The 17,663-nt window shown below is 64.2% G+C and carries 16 protein-coding genes; 5 read left to right on the top strand and 11 right to left on the bottom strand.

Annotation, left to right across the window (positions count from 1 at the left end; all coding sequences use genetic code 11):
* Window positions 1–78: 78 nt before the first annotated feature.
* Both C0Z18_RS09430 and C0Z18_RS09425 read right to left on the bottom strand, forming a co-directional pair.
* Window positions 79–768, bottom strand: coding sequence for a hypothetical protein (locus C0Z18_RS09430; RefSeq protein ID WP_102645140.1), 690 nt, complete (start codon window positions 766–768; stop codon window positions 79–81).
* Window positions 765–1,568 carry a type IV pilus biogenesis protein PilM gene (locus tag C0Z18_RS09425; protein ID WP_146013976.1) on the bottom strand — a complete coding sequence of 268 codons (804 nt, stop codon included), beginning with the start codon at window positions 1,566–1,568 and terminating at the stop codon, window positions 765–767. Before C0Z18_RS09425 ends, C0Z18_RS09430 begins: the two co-directional genes overlap by 4 nt.
* Before the next feature lie 217 nt (window positions 1,569–1,785).
* Here C0Z18_RS09425 and C0Z18_RS09420 point away from each other — a divergent pair, with 217 nt between their 5' ends.
* Entirely contained in the window at window positions 1,786–4,221 is a 2,436-nt protein-coding gene (locus tag C0Z18_RS09420; protein ID WP_102645138.1) for a penicillin-binding protein 1A, read from the top strand.
* 61 nt (window positions 4,222–4,282) lie between these two features.
* On the opposite strand, the gene cyaY is transcribed toward C0Z18_RS09420, so the two are convergent.
* Window positions 4,283–4,600 (bottom strand): iron donor protein CyaY, encoded by a 318-nt coding sequence (cyaY, locus tag C0Z18_RS09415; RefSeq protein ID WP_102645137.1) that lies wholly within the window; start codon window positions 4,598–4,600, stop codon window positions 4,283–4,285.
* Between the two features lie 43 nt (window positions 4,601–4,643).
* Between cyaY and lptM the strand changes: the two genes are divergently transcribed.
* Both lptM and lysA read left to right on the top strand, forming a co-directional pair.
* Window positions 4,644–4,892 carry an LPS translocon maturation chaperone LptM gene (gene lptM / locus C0Z18_RS09410; protein WP_102645136.1) on the top strand — a complete coding sequence of 83 codons (249 nt, stop codon included), beginning with the start codon at window positions 4,644–4,646 and terminating at the stop codon, window positions 4,890–4,892.
* 22 nt (window positions 4,893–4,914) lie between these two features.
* Window positions 4,915–6,177, top strand: a complete 1,263-nt coding sequence (lysA, locus tag C0Z18_RS09405; RefSeq protein ID WP_102645135.1) for a diaminopimelate decarboxylase — start codon at window positions 4,915–4,917, stop codon at window positions 6,175–6,177.
* Window positions 6,178–6,266: 89 nt separating this feature from the next.
* Here the strand turns inward: lysA and msrQ are convergent, their stop codons facing one another.
* From msrQ to C0Z18_RS09380, 5 genes are all read right to left on the bottom strand, one after another.
* Entirely contained in the window at window positions 6,267–6,977 is a 711-nt protein-coding gene (msrQ, locus tag C0Z18_RS09400; RefSeq protein ID WP_102645134.1) for a protein-methionine-sulfoxide reductase heme-binding subunit MsrQ, read from the bottom strand.
* Between the two features lie 18 nt (window positions 6,978–6,995).
* A complete protein-coding gene (gene msrP, locus C0Z18_RS09395; protein ID WP_102645133.1) occupies window positions 6,996–8,000 on the bottom strand; it encodes a protein-methionine-sulfoxide reductase catalytic subunit MsrP in 1,005 nt (334 codons plus the stop codon).
* A 174-nt stretch (window positions 8,001–8,174) separates the two neighbouring features.
* On the bottom strand, window positions 8,175–9,356 hold the full coding sequence (gene ccsB / locus C0Z18_RS09390) for a c-type cytochrome biogenesis protein CcsB (protein WP_102645132.1): 1,182 nt from the start codon (window positions 9,354–9,356) through the stop codon (window positions 8,175–8,177).
* 12 nt (window positions 9,357–9,368) lie between these two features.
* Entirely contained in the window at window positions 9,369–11,609 is a 2,241-nt protein-coding gene (locus tag C0Z18_RS09385) for a cytochrome c biogenesis protein ResB (RefSeq protein ID WP_102645131.1), read from the bottom strand.
* A gap of 205 nt (window positions 11,610–11,814) precedes the next feature.
* Window positions 11,815–12,474, bottom strand: a complete 660-nt coding sequence (locus C0Z18_RS09380) for a c-type cytochrome (protein ID WP_102645130.1) — start codon at window positions 12,472–12,474, stop codon at window positions 11,815–11,817.
* 317 nt (window positions 12,475–12,791) lie between these two features.
* Between C0Z18_RS09380 and yihA the strand changes: the two genes are divergently transcribed.
* Complete coding sequence (yihA, locus tag C0Z18_RS09375) at window positions 12,792–13,448, top strand: ribosome biogenesis GTP-binding protein YihA/YsxC (RefSeq protein ID WP_102645129.1); 657 nt, start codon at window positions 12,792–12,794, stop codon at window positions 13,446–13,448.
* A 292-nt stretch (window positions 13,449–13,740) separates the two neighbouring features.
* On the top strand, window positions 13,741–14,739 hold the full coding sequence (hemB, locus tag C0Z18_RS09365) for a porphobilinogen synthase (protein ID WP_102645127.1): 999 nt from the start codon (window positions 13,741–13,743) through the stop codon (window positions 14,737–14,739).
* 46 nt (window positions 14,740–14,785) lie between these two features.
* Here hemB and dsbD read toward each other — a convergent pair whose 3' ends face one another.
* The 3 genes from dsbD to rplQ all read right to left on the bottom strand — a co-directional run bounded on the left by dsbD (window position 14,786) and on the right by rplQ (window position 17,591).
* Window positions 14,786–16,636 (bottom strand): protein-disulfide reductase DsbD, encoded by a 1,851-nt coding sequence (gene dsbD, locus C0Z18_RS09360; protein ID WP_102645126.1) that lies wholly within the window; start codon window positions 16,634–16,636, stop codon window positions 14,786–14,788.
* Window positions 16,629–16,955 carry a divalent-cation tolerance protein CutA gene (gene cutA / locus C0Z18_RS09355; protein ID WP_199189424.1) on the bottom strand — a complete coding sequence of 109 codons (327 nt, stop codon included), beginning with the start codon at window positions 16,953–16,955 and terminating at the stop codon, window positions 16,629–16,631. The genes dsbD and cutA overlap by 8 nt, the downstream gene beginning before the upstream one ends.
* A 240-nt stretch (window positions 16,956–17,195) precedes the next feature.
* Window positions 17,196–17,591 (bottom strand): 50S ribosomal protein L17, encoded by a 396-nt coding sequence (rplQ, locus tag C0Z18_RS09350; RefSeq protein WP_102645124.1) that lies wholly within the window; start codon window positions 17,589–17,591, stop codon window positions 17,196–17,198.
* Between the last annotated feature and the right edge of the window lie 72 nt (window positions 17,592–17,663).

Here is a 17,663-nt window from a genome sequence, read left to right as displayed (position 1 = left end):
GCCACGATCGCCGCGCGAAGGATGGACGCACGATCACTCGGCGAATCGCACGCATCATTCGATCCAGCACGATGACGGTCATGGCTCCCCCCGCGGCGCGGGCTCATCCAAACGCTCGTCGGGATCGCCGCGCGCGGCCGGCGATGGGCGGCGCGAAACGGCTGCCGGCAACCGAACGGTAGCCTCCACGGCCCCGGCGGACTGAGCCCGGCCCGGCGCGGGGACGAATTTCAACTCGACGATCTGCGCACCCGGCCACGCCCCCGTGCTTGCGAGGCGCGCCATCCATGAGGCGCACGCGCCGCTGTCCTGACCGAGGATCCGCAACTCGAAGCCTTCGCGCGTTTGCCGCAGACGGGTGACGATTACGCCCCCGTGCGACTCGCGACTCAGCGCATCGAGCAGCGCGCGCAACTGGACATAGGGCCGAGCCCTCGCCACGCCCAACGCGGCGCTCGCGCGCGAGGCCGCGCTCGCCTGTTCCAAGCGCGCCACCTCGGCAAGCGGGGTCGCCAACCCGGCAAGCTCCCGCTCGAGCAACGCGCGTCGCGCGCTTGCCCCCTCGTCGTTCGCTCCGACGCTCGCCCAGCCGATCGCGATCAACGCCCCGGCAAGGGTAGCCGCGGCGCACTCGATCCAATGCCGGTGGCGGCGCCGGTGCCGCGCGGCCGGCGCCATGCGGCCCGCTGGCGCCGCCGCATCGAAGCCCGAAAACGCGTCCGCGTCCGCGCCCGCCCAGGCCGCGCCATCCACGGCGATCGAACTCATTCGGCCACCCCGCTCAACGCCAGGCCGAAAGCCACGGCGAATCCCGCGGCTCGTCGCCAATCGGCATGCCGGGCGAGCATGCCGCCGCCCGCCGCGAACGATACGCACTCGAACGCAGCCACGCTGCAACCGACGCACTCGCCGATATCCGCGAGCGCAAGCCCGACGCGCTCGAGCAAGTGGAGTTCACCGCCGACCAACGCGCGCTCGAGCCCCTCGTTGCCCGCCAACGTCCTGAGCGCCGACTCCAGATCGGCGTGCTCGCGGGCGGGAAAACGCACGCTCGCGAGCACCTGCCCATCGGCCACGCGCCAGCCGTACACGCCGTCATAGCCGGCCCACAACGCAATGAATCGCGCGCCCGGCCGCAAAGTGCATTGGGCCGTGTGAACGAGCGCGCGTAAAGCGGCCGACGGCTCGCTATCGACGGTGGCGAGCGCGATCCCCGCCGCCGCGGCCACTTCGATGCGCGCTTGAAGATGCGGGTTCGTCGCGACCGCGCAATCGGCGGTAGCCCCGGCAGGAATCCCCATCGCGCACGGCATACCGCGCATGGCACGCCGGCGCGGCCACCGCGCGCATAGCGAGGACAGGGCCTCGGTGACGGCCGCGCGCTCGACCAGATGCGCGCCGGATACGTTGCCGGACGCCAGCGGGGCCACCCCGATCCATTCGACGCCGACCGGCCGCCTGCCTCGACGCGCACGGCTGGCAATGACTACACGCACCTCGAGCGGTGCGATATCGATGCCGGCTGCGAAGCGGCGCATAGGGCACGGCGCGATGTTTCTGATCGACATGGCATCTCCTCGACAACGGCCGGGCCCTCGAGATGAGCGGCGGTAACGGCCGATTGCGGGCAATTGTGCGCAGCGCGGGCCGACGCGGACATTCGGCCGGATGGCCAATGCGCTCGCCCTGCTTCCTCAAGGCAACCGAATGCCCATCGTCCATTAAGCCAATCGAAAGCTGCACCTTACGCCGCTATAATCGCGCCCATCGCACGTCAGTTTCGTTATGAATTCGCAGCCGCTTCCCCTCCCGCCGTCGTCTCCTCCGCCCACGCCGCCCACGCCCCGCCGGCGTCGCCGCTGGTTCACGCGAGCTCTGCTTTGGTGCCTAGGCGCGGCGGCGTTCGTGTCCGTCGCGTGCGCGCTCGTGCTGCTTTACGCGCTGGTCGTCGCCACGCCGCGGCTGCCCGCGCTGAATGCGCTGACCGACTACCGCCCGAAAGTGCCGATGCGCATTTACACGGCCGATCACGTCTTGATCGGCGAGTTCGGCGAGGAGCGGCGCGACGTCGTGCATATCGACGAAGTCCCGGCCTATCTGAAGCAAGCGATTCTCGCGATCGAAGATGCCCGCTTCTACGAACACGGCGGCGTCGATTTGGCCGGCGTCGTGCGCGCGGGCGTGGCCGCGCTGACCAACGGCCACGCAACGCAAGGCGCGAGCACGATCACGATGCAAGTGGCGCGCAATTTCTTCTTGTCGAGCGAGAAGACCTACACGCGCAAGATTTACGAGATGCTGCTCGCGTACAAGATCGAACGCGAGTTGACGAAGGATCAGATTCTCGAGGTCTACATGAATCAGATCTATCTCGGGCAGCGCGCGTATGGCTTCGCGTCGGCTGCGCGGATCTACTTCGGCAAGGACATCGCCCACATCACACTCGCGCAAGCGGCGATGCTCGCCGGCTTGCCGAAAGCGCCGTCGGCCTACAACCCCGTGGTCAATCCCGCTCGCGCGAAGCTGCGCCAGCAATACATCCTGCAACGCATGCTGGCGTTGCGCGACATCACGCGCGCGCAGTACGACGCCGCCGTTGCCGAACCGCTCACCACCCTGTCGGCCCCGGCACAGCAATTCAGCGTACACGCCGAGTACGTGGCCGAGATGGTCCGGCAAGCGATGGTCGCCCAATACCGCGACGAGGCGTACACCCGAGGTCTCAGTGTCGTCACGACGATCGATTCGGGCGATCAGAACACCGCCTACCGCGCGTTGCGCGCGGGCCTCACGAGCTACGACGCGCGCCACGGCTATCGCGGGCCCGAGGCGTACGTCGAACTACCGGCCGACCCCGGCAAGCGCGCCGACGCCATCGCGACGGCGCTCGAAAAATATCCCGACGATGGCGACATCGCCGCCGGCGTCGTCGTTGCGCTCGACCCGACGCAAGTGCGGGCTGTCCTCGCCGACGGCGCCGAGGCGATCGTCAGCGGCGACGGTTTGCGCTTCGCCGCCGCCTCGCTCGCCGCCAAAGGGAAAAGTGCCGCTCGCATGCGCCCCGGCGCGATCGTGCGTCTGACCCAAAACGATGCCGGTGTCTGGTCGATCGTCCAGTTGCCGCAAGTCGAGGGCGCGTTCGTGTCGATGGTGCCGAGCGACGGCGCGATCCGCGCCCTCGTCGGCGGATTCGATTTCGGCAAGAACAAGTTCAATCACGTGACGCAAGCATGGCGCCAGCCCGGATCGAGCTTCAAGCCGTTCATCTATTCGGCATCGCTCGACAAAGGACTCGGCCCGGCGACGATCATCAACGACGCCCCGCTCTATTTCAGCGCCGCGGAGACGGGCGGGCGCCCCTGGGAGCCGAAAAACTACGGCGGCCGCTTCGACGGTCCGATGACGATGCGCACCGCGCTGCAAAAGTCGCGCAATCTGGTGTCGATCCGAATCTTGTCGCATATCGGCACCCACTACGCGCAGCAGTACATCACACGCTTCGGGTTCGATGCGGACAAGCATCCGGCATACTTGCCGATGGCACTCGGCGCGGGGCTCGTCACGCCATTGCAGATGGCGGGCGCCTACTCCGTATTCGCGAACGGCGGCTACCGCGTCAATCCGTATTTGATTTCCGAAGTCACGGATCTGGACGGCGTCGTGCTGGCACGTGCGCAGCCGATCGTGGCTGAGCGCGATGCGCCGCGGGTGATCGACGCACGCAACGACTACGTCATGACGAGCCTGCTGCAAAGCGTGGCGCAACGCGGGACGGGAGCGAAGTCGAACGAACTCGGACGGAAGGACCTCGCCGGCAAAACGGGCACGACGAACGATTCGCGCGACGCTTGGTTTGCGGGCTATCAGCACTCGCTCGCGGCCATCGCGTGGATCGGCTACGACGCGCCGCGCAGTCTCGGCGATCGCGAGACGGGCGGCGGCGTTGCGCTACCCGTATGGATGGATTACATGCGCCAGGCGCTCAAAGGCGTGCCCGAGTATGAGATGCCGATGCCGTCGGATGTCGCGACGATCGGCGGCGAACTGTACTTCGATTCGTTCTTGCCGGGGCAAGGCTTCGTCTCGACGGTCGGTATCAGTGAAGCCGCGCTGCACGCGGGCGCTGCGCAATCGGGCTCGGATGGAGAGACGGCGGCACCCGCGGCAACGGGGCACTACGACGAGCCGCCCGCCGCTGCGCAGCCGGCCCCCGCTCAGTAGGCGCAGCGGGACATGGAGGACGGGGGCCGCGAGCGACTGATCGAGACGCCGAGGGTTCGCCTCAAGCCGCGAACGTCACGGGCTCGCCGGCTTGCTGCGTCGCGTAATCGGAGAGCGCCTCGAAAAACTCGCGGCCGCTGCGCGTATCGAGCCAACGTCCATCGACGAATCTGAAGTGGAACCCGCCGGCCTTCGCCGCGATCCAGATCTCCTGCATCGGGGGCTGCAGGTTGACGATGATCTTCGAGCCGTTCTCGAATTCGAGCGTCAGCACGTTGCCGCTACGATCGAGTTCGATGTCGGCGGTATTATCGTCGACGCCCGCTTCGATGCTCGAGAGCACGGCTTCCGCGCGGGAAAGGTAGTCGCTGTCGGTCATGCTAAACTCCGCCGGTTGAACTCACAGCTCATTAGATACAGTCATGCGAGTCGTTTTCAGGATGAGCGCGATTGTAGCGGCTTTGGCCGTTACGACAAGCGCGGCGCTGACCGGATGCGGTCAACGCGGGCCGCTTTACCTGCCGAGCGTTCCTCCGCTGCCTGAGAAACCCGCCGCGCGCGACGCGCAGGCACCGATCACGCTTGCACCGGCCGATTCGCTCGGCACCGCGCCCAAGGCCGGCAGCGAGGCCGCGCCGGCCGCCGCATCGAGCCCCGCCCCCGATCAATAACGCAGGAACGCAGGACTTTCGCATGTCTCAATCCGCCTTTGCCTATGTCGACGGCGTGCTGCACGCCGAAGGCGTCAGCGCCGTCGCGCTTGCCGAACGCTTCGGCACGCCCCTGTTCGTCTATTCGCGAGCCGCATTGACCGAGGCGTATCAAGCCTATGCGAAAGCCTGCGAGGGGCATCGGGCTTGCGTGCACGTCGCCGTCAAAGCGAACGGGAATCTGGCCGTGCTGAATGTTTTCGCCCGCTTGGGCGCCGGCTTCGACATCGTCTCCGGCGGCGAGTTGGCCAGGGTGCTGGCCGCGGGCGGTCAGGCGAAAGACATCGTGTTCTCGGGCGTCGGCAAAAGCGCGGACGAGATGCGCCAAGCGCTTAACGCCGGCGTGAAGTGCTTCAATGTCGAGTCGATCGCCGAGCTCGACCGGCTGAACGCCGTCGCGGGCGAACTCGGCAAAAAGGCGCCGATCTCGCTGCGCGTCAATCCCGACGTCGATCCGAAAACGCACCCCTATATTTCCACGGGGCTCAAGGCGAACAAGTTCGGCGTCGCTTTCGACGAAGCGCGCGCGGCTTACCGTGCGGCCGCGGCCCTCGAGCATCTCGAGGTCGTCGGGATCGATTGCCACATCGGCTCGCAGATCACCGAGATCGCCCCCTACATCGACGCGCTCGATAAGGTGCTCGACCTCGTGACGCAAATCGAAGCCGACGGCGTGCGGATTCGTCATATCGACGTCGGCGGCGGCTTGGGCATCACCTACTCGAGCGAGACGCCGCCCGATACGGGCTTGTTCGTGCGCACGCTGCTCGAGCGCATCGAAGCGCGCGGTCACGGCCATCGCGAAGTGTTCTTCGAGCCGGGGCGCTCGGTGACGGGCAACGCAGGCATCTTGCTGACGCGTGTCGAATTTTTGAAGCCGGGTGCCGAAAAGAACTTCGCGATCGTCGATGCCGCCATGAACGACCTCGCTCGGCCCGCCATGTACCAGGCCTATCATGCGATCGATCCCGTCGTGCCGCGGCAAGACGCGCCGCGCGTCTACGATGTGGTGGGCCCGGTCTGCGAAAGCGGCGATTGGCTCGGCCGGGACCGCTCCCTCGCGATCGAGCCCGGCGATTTGCTGGCGATTCGTTCGGCCGGCGCCTACTCGTTCGCAATGAGCTCGAACTACAACACGCGGCCGCGAGCGGCCGAGGTCATGGTCGACGGCAGCGAGATCCATCTCGTTCGCGCGCGCGAAACGGTGCCCGAGCTTTTTGCCGGCGAATCGATCCTGCCGCGCTAAGCGCGTTAAGCGCGCCAACAACGCCAACAGCGCTCGAACAAAGGCCGTCGCGATGCGACGGCCTTTTGCTTTTATCTATCGGCAAACCGTCACGCTCGCTTGCGCTCGGCAAACTTAGCTGCGGCCCACACCGCCACGCGCCAGCCGAGCAGTACCAGAACGATCGCGCCGTAGGTCTTGGGCAGAATCAGATCGTGCTTGCCGGCCCTCATCCACCAGAAGTGCAAGATGGCGAGCACCGCTATCGCATAGATCGCGCGGTGCAGCGTTTGCCAACGTCTTCCGAGCTTACGCGCGGCCGCGCGCGGCGATGTCGCCGCCAGCGGAATCAATAGAACGAAAGCCAGGAAGCCGACCGTGATGAACGGACGCTTGGCGATGTCCTTGAACATCTCGGCCACGTCGAACCACTTATCGAACCAGACGTAGGTCGTAAGATGCAGCACCGCGTAGAAGAACGCATACAGCCCGAGCATCCGCCTGAACCGCAACAACTCGTTGATACCGGTGAGCCTGCGCAGCGGCGTGACAGCGAGCGTAATGCACAGGAATACGAGCGTCCAAAGGCCCGTCGAGCGCGTGATGAACTCGATCGGATTTGCCCCGAGACGATCGGTCAGACCGAACAGCACGATACGGGCGAGCGGATACAACGCGGCGACGAAGACGCCGATCTTGGCCGGCGCCATCCACCGTTGCAGGCCGGCTCGCAGCCCCCCGGCCGCTGCCGGGCGGGCCCTCGGCGCCACGCGGGCGTTTCGCGTCTCGCCGGCGCTCACCGTTTGGGAATCTACAGACATGAAGCGCTCCGTTTTCGCTCAAAAGTATTTGCGCAGGTCCATGCCCTGATACATCGAAGCGACGAGATTGCCGTAGCCGTTGAACATCAGCGTTTTGCGTTTCGGTTGGAAAAAGCCGTCCTCGCCGATGCGCCGCTCGGTGGCTTGGCTCCAACGCGGATGGTCGACCGTCGGATTCACATTCGAATAAAACCCGTATTCGTTCGGCGCATACGCATTCCAGCTCGTCGGCGGCTGCTTATCGACGAAGCGGATCTTGACGATCGATTTGGCACTTTTGAATCCGTACTTCCACGGCAACACGACGCGAATCGGAGCGCCGTTCTGATTAGGCAGCACTTGGCCGTACACGCCCATGGTGAGCAACGTCAGCGGATTGACCGCCTCGTCCATGCGCAGCCCTTCCGAGTACGGCCAATTGAGGATCGGATCGGCGATGCCGGGCATCTGCGAGGGGTCGGCGAGCGTGATGAACTGCACGAACTTCGCGTTGCTCGTGGGTTGCACGCGCTTGATCAGCTCCGCGAGCGGGTAGCCCACCCAAGGGATCACCATCGACCACCCTTCCACACAGCGATGCCGGTAGACACGCTCCTCGAGCGGCGCGAGCTTGAGCAACTCGTCGATGTCGTACACCTTCGGGTTTTTCACCTCGCCTTCGACGCTGACCCGCCACGGGTGCGGGCGCAGCGTGCCTGCGTTTTCGGAAGGATCGCTCTTGCCCGTGCCGAATTCGTAGAAATTGTTGTAGGTCGTGACGTCCTGGTACGGCGTCACTTTTTCCGGCACGACGAATTTGGCGTTGGTCGCGGCGGCAAGCTTTTGTGCTTTGGGATTGGGCGACGCATAGGCGCCGAACGCGGCACGGCTCATGCCGAGCACGCCACCGGCCGCGGCCAAGCTCGCAGCCCCCGCCGCCTGCAGAACACGCCGCCGGTTCTCGAACACCGCGCGCGGGGTGATTTCGCTCGCGGCGATATCGTCGCCGGCCAAGATGATGCGCTGCTCTCGCTTGATCAACACGATGCTGCTCCTGATGAAAGAAACCGGGCCGCTGCCCCATTGCCCTATATACCGCCGCCAACACCGTTTGGATGCACCCCATTCCGTCGACGAACAAAAAAACCGCCGCAGGAGCAACCTTGCGGCGGTTTCTTCGTGACGGGGCGCGATCGAAATCGGCGCGAGGCGCGTCCGTTACAGCTTGCCGTAACTGTGCAGCCCAGACAGGAACATGTTCACGCCCAGGAACGCGAACGTCGTCACGATAAGGCCGGTCAGTGCCCACCAAGCGGCGGCCGAGCCGCGCAAGCCTTTCATCAGGCGCATATGCAACCATGCCGCGTAGTTGAGCCACACGATCAGCGCCCAGGTTTCCTTCGGGTCCCAGCTCCAGTAGCCGCCCCAAGCTTGAGCGGCCCAGAGCGCGCCGAGAATCGTCGCCACGGTGAAGAAGGCGAAGCCCACGGCAATCGACTTGTACATGACGTCGTCGAGGACGACGAGCGAGGGCAGCCGATCGGTCAGGATGCCGCGCTCGCTCAGCAAATACGCCACACCGACCATCGCGGAGAGCGCGAACGAACCGTAACCGATGAAATTGGCCGGCACGTGAATCTTCATCCACCAACTCTGCAGCGCCGGGACGAGCGGCTGAATCTGCTGAGCGTCACGCGCGACCGAGTACCACATCAAGAAGCCCACGGCTGCGCTGATGATGAGCAGCACGAATGCGCCCATCGCCCGCGTCGCGTAATGCCGCTCGTAATACAGGTAGAACAGCGCCGTGATCAGGCAGAAGAGCACGAACACTTCGTAAAGGTTCGAGATGGGAATGTGTCCGACGTCGGCGCCGATCAAGTACGACTCGTACCAGCGCACCATCATCCCCGTGAAGCCCATCAGCACCGCGAACCATGTCAGCGACGATCCGATCGCGGCCCCCGACGGCGAGCGCGACAGCAGCCCGATCCAGTAGAACAGCGTGGCGAGGATGAACAAGGCGCTCATCCAAAGAATGGCCGACTGGCTCGACAGGAAATACTTCAGGAAAAAGGCCGAGTCGGCGCGCGCCAAATCGCCGTGATAGATCTGCAGCGCCAGCAGCGATAGCGCGGCGATGCCGACGGCCAGCAAGCGCACCGGCTTCCAGCGCCAGCCGAGCACGACGAGCGCGGGCACCGCACACACGAGCACGAGCTTGTCGTAGTAGTTCATGTACGCGTGATAGCGGGACAGAGCGAAGCCGGCGCCGCCCGCCACGAGCAGCGCGAACAGCCAATCGAATGCGCCCAGGCGGCGCAGGAACGATCGTTCATCCAGCACACCGGCGGCCGTACCGGCGGCGGGGCTGGAGCGAGAAGCGTGGGTCAGGTCCATGATGAATACCGATTATGAGTCTTGCGAGCCGGAGGACGATTCGATCGCCGCATCGAGCGCCGGCAATTGCGCGCCGGCTTGCGCGCCGGAGTGCATGAATGCCGGAGCATCGTGCGCCTGCGCACCGAGCGTGGCGCCGACCGCGTCGCGCATCGTTGCGAATTCCTTGTCGAAGTCGAGCGTCTTGCGAGCCGTCGACATGGCCATGACGACGGTCGTGCCCGTTGCCGCGTCTTTGAGCCAGAACCAGAGTCGCCGCTCGCGCACGTAGAACATCGAGAAGATGCCCGCGACCAGCAGCAAGCTGCCAAGATACACCACTTTCGTACCCGGTGCCCGCGTGAGCTGGAACACCGACGCCTGTACCTGTTTGAACGAATCAAGCTGCAAGAAGACCGGAGATCCGTACAGAAAGCTATCGGAAAGCGCATTGATAGAATCCTGCACGAAACGGCTCGCGCTGGCGGTGGGCTGAACGTCGGGCTCGCCTGCTCGCTCGCGCGCGAGCTGCCACAAATCCCACGTCGAGCCTTCGAGCATGCGCAGCAGGAGCGAGGCCGCTTTTTCCTGCTCGCCCTTCGGTACGGAATGATCGATGAACGAGGCAATCGACTGGAAGCCGCCCGGCGTTGCGCCGGGTGCCATACTCGTCACGGTGCCGTCGGCGCCCGAGAAGAGGTTGAGCACGCGCGCGGCGCTCTCCTCGAGGTGGGCGCGCAACTCGGGATTCGAATCGGCGACGGAACGCTGGGCGAACCGGTGAGCCGCCTGCGCGCGCAAGCCGGCGTCGGCCAACGCTGCCCGGAGTTGCATCCATCCCGTTACACCGCCTCGATCGTCGGCCGGGATGCGCAGATAGCGGAACGGATCGTTCGGCGTCGTGCGCATGCCCGCGAGGAAATAACGTGCACCGTCCACCTCGACGGGCAACATGTAGTTGTTGAATTCGCGTGCTTGCCCGTCGGTGCCGCGAATCTTGTACTGAACGGACGGCCCCACGTTTTGCAGATCTACCTGCTTCGACGACTTGGCCCCCGAGCCGAGCCTTGCATCGAGCATCTGCTCGACGGAATGGTGAACCACGACCCCGCGCGCGTCGTTCTGCCCACTGCCGTTCGTGACGTTTTCCACGTTGATCGCACGAAAATCGGCGAACTCCACGGTTTGGCCGTTCACGCCGGGCATCGAGGCCGACAGCGGCGCCGAGCTACCGATCGCTCCGGTGACCGGCATCGTCTTCGTCGTGTCGCCCGTCATCGGCCAAGCCGTCATCGACATCTGCGAGCCACCGTCTTGGAAGCTCGATTGATAAATCGATACGCCGTCGTATTCGAACGGCTTATTCACCTCGACGCGCGCGGGGATACGCTTGCCCGTCGCATGATCGATAACGACGATATCGCTGGCGAACAGCTTGGGCATGCCCGTCGAGTAGTAGTCGACGATGAACTTCTTGAGCTCGATCGAAAACGGCAGGTCCTGAATCAGCGAGCCGGTCGGCTGATTCAGAATGGCGGTGGAGACGTGCTGCCCCTCGGGCACCCAGGCGTAGCCCCGGAAAGTCGGATTCGACTGCGAGAGCCGGTGCGCCGAGGAAATATCGTTGATGACCGCGCTCGTCGAGATCGGCGATTTGCCGAACAGCCACATTTGGAATTTGATCGGCAGGTTGCTGTCCATGAGCCCGCCGATACAGATCACGACGATGGCCAAGTGGGCGAAGATATAGCCGATCTTCGAGAGCGCGCCGCGCTTCGCGGCCACGAGCGTCGCCCCTTCCGACTCCCGCACGACGTAGCGGTAGCCCCGCTTGCCCGCGAGCGCCGACAAACGCCGCGCCGTCTCGGCGCGCGCTGTGCCGGCGGCATACTCGGCCTTGTGATGGAAAGCGCGCAGACTGCCTTCGCGCACTTTGTCCTTCCAGCTTTTCATGTCGGCGACCATCTTCGGCGAATTGCGTATGACGCACAAAGAGATCGACACGATCAGAAAGCCGAGGATCAGCATGAACCACCACGCGCTATACACCGTGTAGAGGCCGGCCGCGCGGAAGATGTCGGCCCAGAACGGACCGAACTGATTGACGTAATTCGGATACGGGTCGTCCTGCGTGAGCACGGTGCCCACGATGCTGGCGATCGCCAGCACGACAAGTAGCGCGATAGCAAAGCGCATCGAACTGAGCAGCTCGATCACATGCTTGAGGACCCGGCGGTCCGACTTCAACTCATACCCAGACGTACTAACGCTCATTCAAACTCCCGTCGGCCGGAACGCGTGCTTCGACGCCGCTCCAGCCTCATCCTTCGCGATCGACCGGCCCCTCGTGCGGCGATGGCCCCGGCAATATGCAACTCTTTACAGCAAAAAAGGGTGAGGGCCACCGCCTCCGGCGGTGACGCTCCCACCCTTCTTTTTCTCGCCGGGAGACCCGGCTATCGGTCGTTCCCGGTGGTGCTCAGTGCAGGCCGGCGATGTAGTCGGCAACCGCTTTGATCTCGTTATCCGAGAGCCGCGCCGCGATGCCATGCATGACGTCGCTGTTGTTACGTGCTCCGGCGCCCTGTTGGAACGCATGAAGCTGCGTGACCGTGTAATCGGACCACTGCCACGACAAACGCGGGTACTGCACGGGAATACCCATTCCCGTCGGCCCGTGGCAGCCGGCGCAAGCCGGCACGTTCTTCTCGGCGATGCCGCCACGGTAGATCTTCTGCCCTTCCTGCACCGCGGCCGGATCATGCGCGAATCCCGCCTTCGGCGTTTGGCTCGCGAAATACGCGGCCACGTTGATCATGTCCTGGTCGGAGAGCGCACCCGCCATACCGGTCATGATGGCATTGTTGCGCGCGGCCGCTTTCGCGCCCGGTTGCACTTTGAAGTCTTTCAACTGCTTGACGAGGTACGCCTGCTGCTGCCCCGCCAGTTTCGGAAACGATCCGGTCGCGCTGTTGCCGTCCGCTCCGTGGCAAGCGGCGCACACTTGGGTCGCGATCGCTTGCCCTCGATTCACGTCCGGCTTAGGTGTGTCCGCCGCTCTCGTTTGTGCCGCCAAACTCAACAAACCCGCTGCTGCTACGACCTCAAGCACCTTCATAGACTTGCACAGTCGATTCATTCGCACACCCGGTTTCGTCTTGTGAGAATAGAGTGTCCCCCAGCGCCCGCATCCGGACGCCGCCCTTGCGGACGTCGGAATCGCCAAGCGGCCTGGCGGTCTCCCGAGAGGTTAATGCAAAAACGACAGCAACCGATTACCGCCAAACGTCGCACGGCCATAAGTGACGAAGCGCTTGACAAACACTTCGATCGGTCTCCAGTAAACCGTCGTATTGTACAATAACTCGCTATTCGCCAAGACGCCAGTCGGGCAAGCCCGCCGCCTCGTCCGCGCCGCCATCCGGCGCATTTCCGCACTCTCCTTCCTGTCTCGCCATGGCCTTCTTGCTGCACCAAGCCCGCTTTTACACGACCGTCAATCACTTGCGCGATCTGCCGCCCACCGTGCAGCCCGAAATCGCCTTCGCGGGCCGCTCGAACGCGGGCAAATCGACGGCGATCAATATCCTGTGCAATCAAAAGCGGCTCGCCTTCGCGAGTAAAACGCCCGGCCGCACGCAGCATATCAATTACTTCAGCGTCGGACCGGAAGCGGAGCCGGCCGGCTACCTCGTCGACCTGCCGGGCTACGGCTACGCGGAAGTGCCGGGCGCGGCCAAGGCGCACTGGGAAGCGCTGCTCTCGACGTACCTGCAAAGCCGCGCCCAGCTTCGCGGCATGGTGTTGATGATGGACTCGCGCCGCCCCCTGACCGACCTCGACCGGCGCATGATCGAGTGGTTCGCGCCGACGGGCAAGCCGATCCACACGCTACTGACGAAGTGCGACAAACTGACGCGCCAGGAAAGCGTGAATGCGCTGCGCGCGACCGAAAAGGGGTTCGCCGAATATCGCGCCGCCGGCTTCAAGGGTGAGCTTTCGGCGCAGTTGTTCTCCGCGCTCAAACGCATCGGCCTGGACGAAGCCCATGCGCGTCTCGAAGGCTGGCTTGCCGGCGAGGCGGCTGGGAAGGACACCGGTACGGCCGCGTAACGAGCGCCGCGCTCGCTACCGAAGCTCAGCGAGTGCGACACGTGGTCGCAGCGGCGACCGACCAAAACTACGAAGAATCGCGATAAAAAAACCCGCCGAATCTCGGCGGGTTGAACAGCCTAATCGAAAAAACGACAGGCACCCGCTCAGGGAGGAGAAGCGGGGAGATCCGCGCCGTGCGTTCGTTTGAAGGCACGGGCTTCGCTCGATCGCTATCATATACCATTGTTTGCAAAAGTTTTTGTGCCGGCCGCCCGGCGGTTTCCCTCACCCGATAGCGATTTCGCCCTCTATGAGCTTTTATCCGCATCACCGCCCTCGCCGCATGCGCCGTAACGATTTCTCTCGGCGTCTCATGCGAGAAAACACACTGACCACGAACGATCTCATCTACCCCGTATTCATCGTCGACGGCAACAACGTCCGCCAAGCCGTTGCCTCGATGCCGGGCGTCGAGCGCGTATCGGTCGACCTGTTGATGGGGGTCGCCGAGCAATGTGTCGAACTCGGTGTGCCCGTACTCTCGCTATTTCCCGCGATCGAGCCCACGCTGAAGACGCCGGACGGCCGGGAAGCGGCGAACCCCGAGGGCCTGATTCCGCGCGCCGTGCGCGAGCTGAAGAAGCGCTTTCCCGAACTCGGCGTGCTGACCGACGTCGCGCTCGATCCCTACACGAGCCACGGGCAGGACGGCGTGCTCGACGAAGCCGGCTACGTGCTCAACGACGAAACCGTCGAAATTCTCGTCGAGCAGGCGCGGACCCAGGCGGAAGCCGGTGTGGATATCGTCGCGCCGTCGGACATGATGGACGGCCGCATCGGCGCGCTGCGCGAAATGCTCGAAAGCGAGGGGCATATCTATACGCGCATCATGGCGTATGCGGCCAAGTACGCCTCGGCGTTCTACGGTCCGTTCCGCGACGCCGTTGGCTCCGCGACGAACCTGGGCAAGAGCAACAAGATGACTTACCAGATGGACCCGGCGAACTCCGACGAGGCGCTGCGCGAGGTGCGCATGGACATCGACGAAGGCGCCGACATGGTCATGGTCAAGCCGGGCATGCCGTACCTCGACATCGTGCGCCGGGTGAAGGACGAATTCCGCTTTCCGACTTACGTCTATCAAGTCAGCGGCGAGTACGCGATGCTGAAGGCCGCCGCGCAAAACGGCTGGCTCGATCACGACAAGGTGATGATGGAATCGCTGCTGGCGTTCAAGCGTGCCGGTGCGGATGGCGTACTGACCTACTTCGCGCTCGATGCGGCCCGGCTGCTGCGTGCTCAGAAGTAAGCACGGCATACCGCACTAGCGAGCGACGGATGGGCGCCTGGGCTGCCTAGCTCAGCACAGGCGCGATCCGATCTAGGCTGCGCAAGAATGTGTCGGCCGACTCGTAACCGACGACGCGCAGGACTTCTTTTCCGTTTCGATCGAAAAAGATAATGCCCGGCGGACCGAATAGGTCGAAACGCTTGAGCAACGCTTGATCGTCGGCGTTGTTCGCGGTGACGTCGGCGCGTAGCAACTGCAACTGAGCAAGGCGCGCCTGCACGCGCTTATCGGCGAAAGTGAAGCGCTCCATTTCCTTGCAACTGACACACCAGTCCGCGTAAAAATCGAGCATCGCGGGCTTGCTGTCGGTCTTGAGTACCGCATCGAGCTTTTCGCTCGACTGGACCGGCGCGAACCTCGCATCCGACTGACCGGTGCCGCCGGCCACGGACGGCACTCCGTCCGTACGGGCCGCCAGCACTGCCAGCGGATGCAGCGGGTCGCCGGACCCCGCGGCGAGACCCACGAGTAGCGCGGCCGCCCAAATCGCGAGTGCGGCGCCGAACCCGCGTCCCAACCGGCGCCAGATGGACGGACCGCCGGCGTTCGGCGTGAACAGCCCCAACGCGGCAGCGGCGATCAATAGCCAGAGTGCGCCGAGCAGCATCTGCGCCGTGGAAGGCAGCACGGGCCAAACGATCCAAAGCGCCGCCGCCAGCAATACCACGCCGAAAAAGACCTTCACGCCCTCCATCCAGGTTCCGGCACGGGGCAACAGCGTTCCCGCTCCCAAGCCGATGACGAGCAGCGGCACCCCGAGGCCGAGCCCCATCGAAAACAATGCGGCGCCGCCGAGTACGGCATTGCCGGTGTGAGCGATAAAGGCGAGAACGGCAAACAGCGGCGCCGTCATGCAAGCACCGACGACGAGCGCCGACAATGCGCCCATCGCCGCGACCGCCGCGAACGTTCCGCCGCTGCGACGGCTCGACGCCTGCGAGACCCCGTCCTGCCAACGCTGCGGCAGCACGAGATCGACGCCGGCGATCAGCGTCAACGCAAAGGCGGTCAGCAACACGGCAAACGTGCCGAGGACCCATGGATTTTGCAGCCAAGCCCCGAGCGATTGTCCGACGAGCGCGGCCGCGATCCCAAGCGCCGTGTACACGAGCGACATCCCGATCACGTAGGCAAGCGACAGCGCGAAGCCGCGCGAGCGCGTGACCCCGGCACCTTGGCCGATGATGATCGCCGAAACGATCGGGATCATGGGATACGAGCACGGCAGCAAACTCAGCACGAGCCCCGCCAAGAAATACAGGCCGACGGTAGCGGCGAAGCTGCCGCCTTGCAACAGCGATTGAGCGTAGTCCGCGCTCGTCGCCCGTTCATACCATGAGGCACGCTGCACCGCGGGCGCAGCCGTCTGGCCGGCGCTGCCCGTCTGCGCGCTCAACGCGGCGCCTTCGACGTGATAGACGTGCTGGGCGGGCGGATAACAGATACCGGCGTCTGCGCAACCCTGAGAGGTCACCACGAGGTCGAACGGTCCCGAGGCCGATTGAACGGGCACTCGAACGCTCAGATCGCCGCGGTACGTCTCGACGTTCTTGTTGAAAGTGGGATCGAACTTGACGTGACCTGGCGGCAGTTGCGCGGCGCCGAGCGTAGCCGTCCCGTTTTTCACCGCGAACTGAAAGCGCTCGCGGTAGAGGTAGTAGCCGTCGGCGACTTTGAAGTGCACATCGACTTCTTGTGGCTTTTCGTCGGCACTGAAGCGAAACGCTACCGACGGATCGAGGAAATCGTCGGCGTGTGCCGTCTGTGCGAGCCCCGCTCCGAGCGCGACGCATGCGGCGAGAAACACCATGGCGCGTGCAAGTACGCGGGAAAAGTTCGGAAGCGGCTTAAACATGTGTCGGTCGATGGGTTTCGGCGCCCACCCATTGCCCGTATGCGTTCGACGCATCGGCCTGCCACGTGAGCAGTTCGGGGGTCTCGTAAGGGTGGTTCGCCGCGATGAATCGCTCCAGCTCGAGCGAGCGGGCAGCGCTGGTCTTGAACAACAATTGGATCTCTTCGGCCGTCTCGACCGCACCTTTCCAGCGATAGCGAGAGCGGACCTTCCCGAGTTCGGTGACGCACGCGGCCAGGCGCAGCTCGAGCGCGTCTTGCGCGAGCTTTTCCGCCGATGACGCATCGGGCACGGTCGTCAGCATGAGAACGACGGGCAGGGACACAACGTCTTCCTTAAGGCGATCCAATACGCCGCTATCGTATCACCGCCGGCGATTTCCCCCTTTCGGGCGCCCCCTTCACCGATGAGCCGCGCCATTTTGCCGCGCCCATTCGACTAGACCATTCGACCGCTCCGGCGCGCTTGAAACGAAAACTCAAATAAAAAAGGGCCAAGCTCGCGCTTGACCCTTTCCACTGAACAGCTCGCAGGCAAGCCGTCGGGCTTGCCCATGAATTTATTCAGCGTCTTGCACTTCTTCGCCTTCCACCGGTTCCGGGCGATCGAGCAACTCGACCAGCGCCATCGGAGCGTTATCGCCCACGCGGAAGCCGAACTTCAGGATGCGCAGATAGCCGCCCGGACGGTTCGCGAAACGCGGACCGAGCACGTCGAACAGCTTGGCGACGGAGTCGCGATCGCGCAGACGGTTGAACGCCAGACGACGGTTCGCGAGCGACGGCTTCTTGCCAAGCGTGATGAGGGGCTCGACAACCTTACGGAGTTCCTTCGCCTTCGGCAGCGTCGTCTTGATGACTTCGTGCTCGATCAGCGAGTTGGACATGTTACGGAGCATTGCCAGACGGTGGCTGCTCGTGCGGTTCAGTTTCCGCAGACCATGACGGTGACGCATTTCAGTTCCTTGATTGGAAGTTTTGGTCCAGCTCTTCTATCGTCCCCGCCTGAATGCTGCGAGCGGTGAGGA

The sequence above is a fragment of the Trinickia dabaoshanensis genome, from assembly GCF_002879885.1.
Classification (GTDB): domain Bacteria; phylum Pseudomonadota; class Gammaproteobacteria; order Burkholderiales; family Burkholderiaceae; genus Trinickia; species Trinickia dabaoshanensis.
This window is presented reverse-complemented; position numbering and strand designations above follow the sequence as displayed.

What these genes read in the sequence shown, in the direction of transcription:
- C0Z18_RS09430 (WP_102645140.1), bottom strand. Translation starts at nt 768, where the DNA reads ATGAGTTCGATCGCCGTGGATGGCGCGGCCTGGGCGGGCGCGGACGCG.
- C0Z18_RS09425 (WP_146013976.1), bottom strand. Translation starts at nt 1,568, where the DNA reads ATGTCGATCAGAAACATCGCGCCGTGCCCTATGCGCCGCTTCGCAGCC.
- C0Z18_RS09420 (WP_102645138.1), top strand. Translation starts at nt 1,786, where the DNA reads ATGAATTCGCAGCCGCTTCCCCTCCCGCCGTCGTCTCCTCCGCCCACG.
- cyaY (WP_102645137.1), bottom strand. Translation starts at nt 4,600, where the DNA reads ATGACCGACAGCGACTACCTTTCCCGCGCGGAAGCCGTGCTCTCGAGC.
- lptM (WP_102645136.1), top strand. Translation starts at nt 4,644, where the DNA reads ATGCGAGTCGTTTTCAGGATGAGCGCGATTGTAGCGGCTTTGGCCGTT.
- lysA (WP_102645135.1), top strand. Translation starts at nt 4,915, where the DNA reads ATGTCTCAATCCGCCTTTGCCTATGTCGACGGCGTGCTGCACGCCGAA.
- msrQ (WP_102645134.1), bottom strand. Translation starts at nt 6,977, where the DNA reads ATGTCTGTAGATTCCCAAACGGTGAGCGCCGGCGAGACGCGAAACGCC.
- ccsB (WP_102645132.1), bottom strand. Translation starts at nt 9,356, where the DNA reads ATGGACCTGACCCACGCTTCTCGCTCCAGCCCCGCCGCCGGTACGGCC.
- C0Z18_RS09385 (WP_102645131.1), bottom strand. Translation starts at nt 11,609, where the DNA reads ATGAGCGTTAGTACGTCTGGGTATGAGTTGAAGTCGGACCGCCGGGTC.
- C0Z18_RS09380 (WP_102645130.1), bottom strand. Translation starts at nt 12,474, where the DNA reads ATGAATCGACTGTGCAAGTCTATGAAGGTGCTTGAGGTCGTAGCAGCA.
- yihA (WP_102645129.1), top strand. Translation starts at nt 12,792, where the DNA reads ATGGCCTTCTTGCTGCACCAAGCCCGCTTTTACACGACCGTCAATCAC.
- hemB (WP_102645127.1), top strand. Translation starts at nt 13,741, where the DNA reads ATGAGCTTTTATCCGCATCACCGCCCTCGCCGCATGCGCCGTAACGAT.
- dsbD (WP_102645126.1), bottom strand. Translation starts at nt 16,636, where the DNA reads ATGTTTAAGCCGCTTCCGAACTTTTCCCGCGTACTTGCACGCGCCATG.
- rplQ (WP_102645124.1), bottom strand. Translation starts at nt 17,591, where the DNA reads ATGCGTCACCGTCATGGTCTGCGGAAACTGAACCGCACGAGCAGCCAC.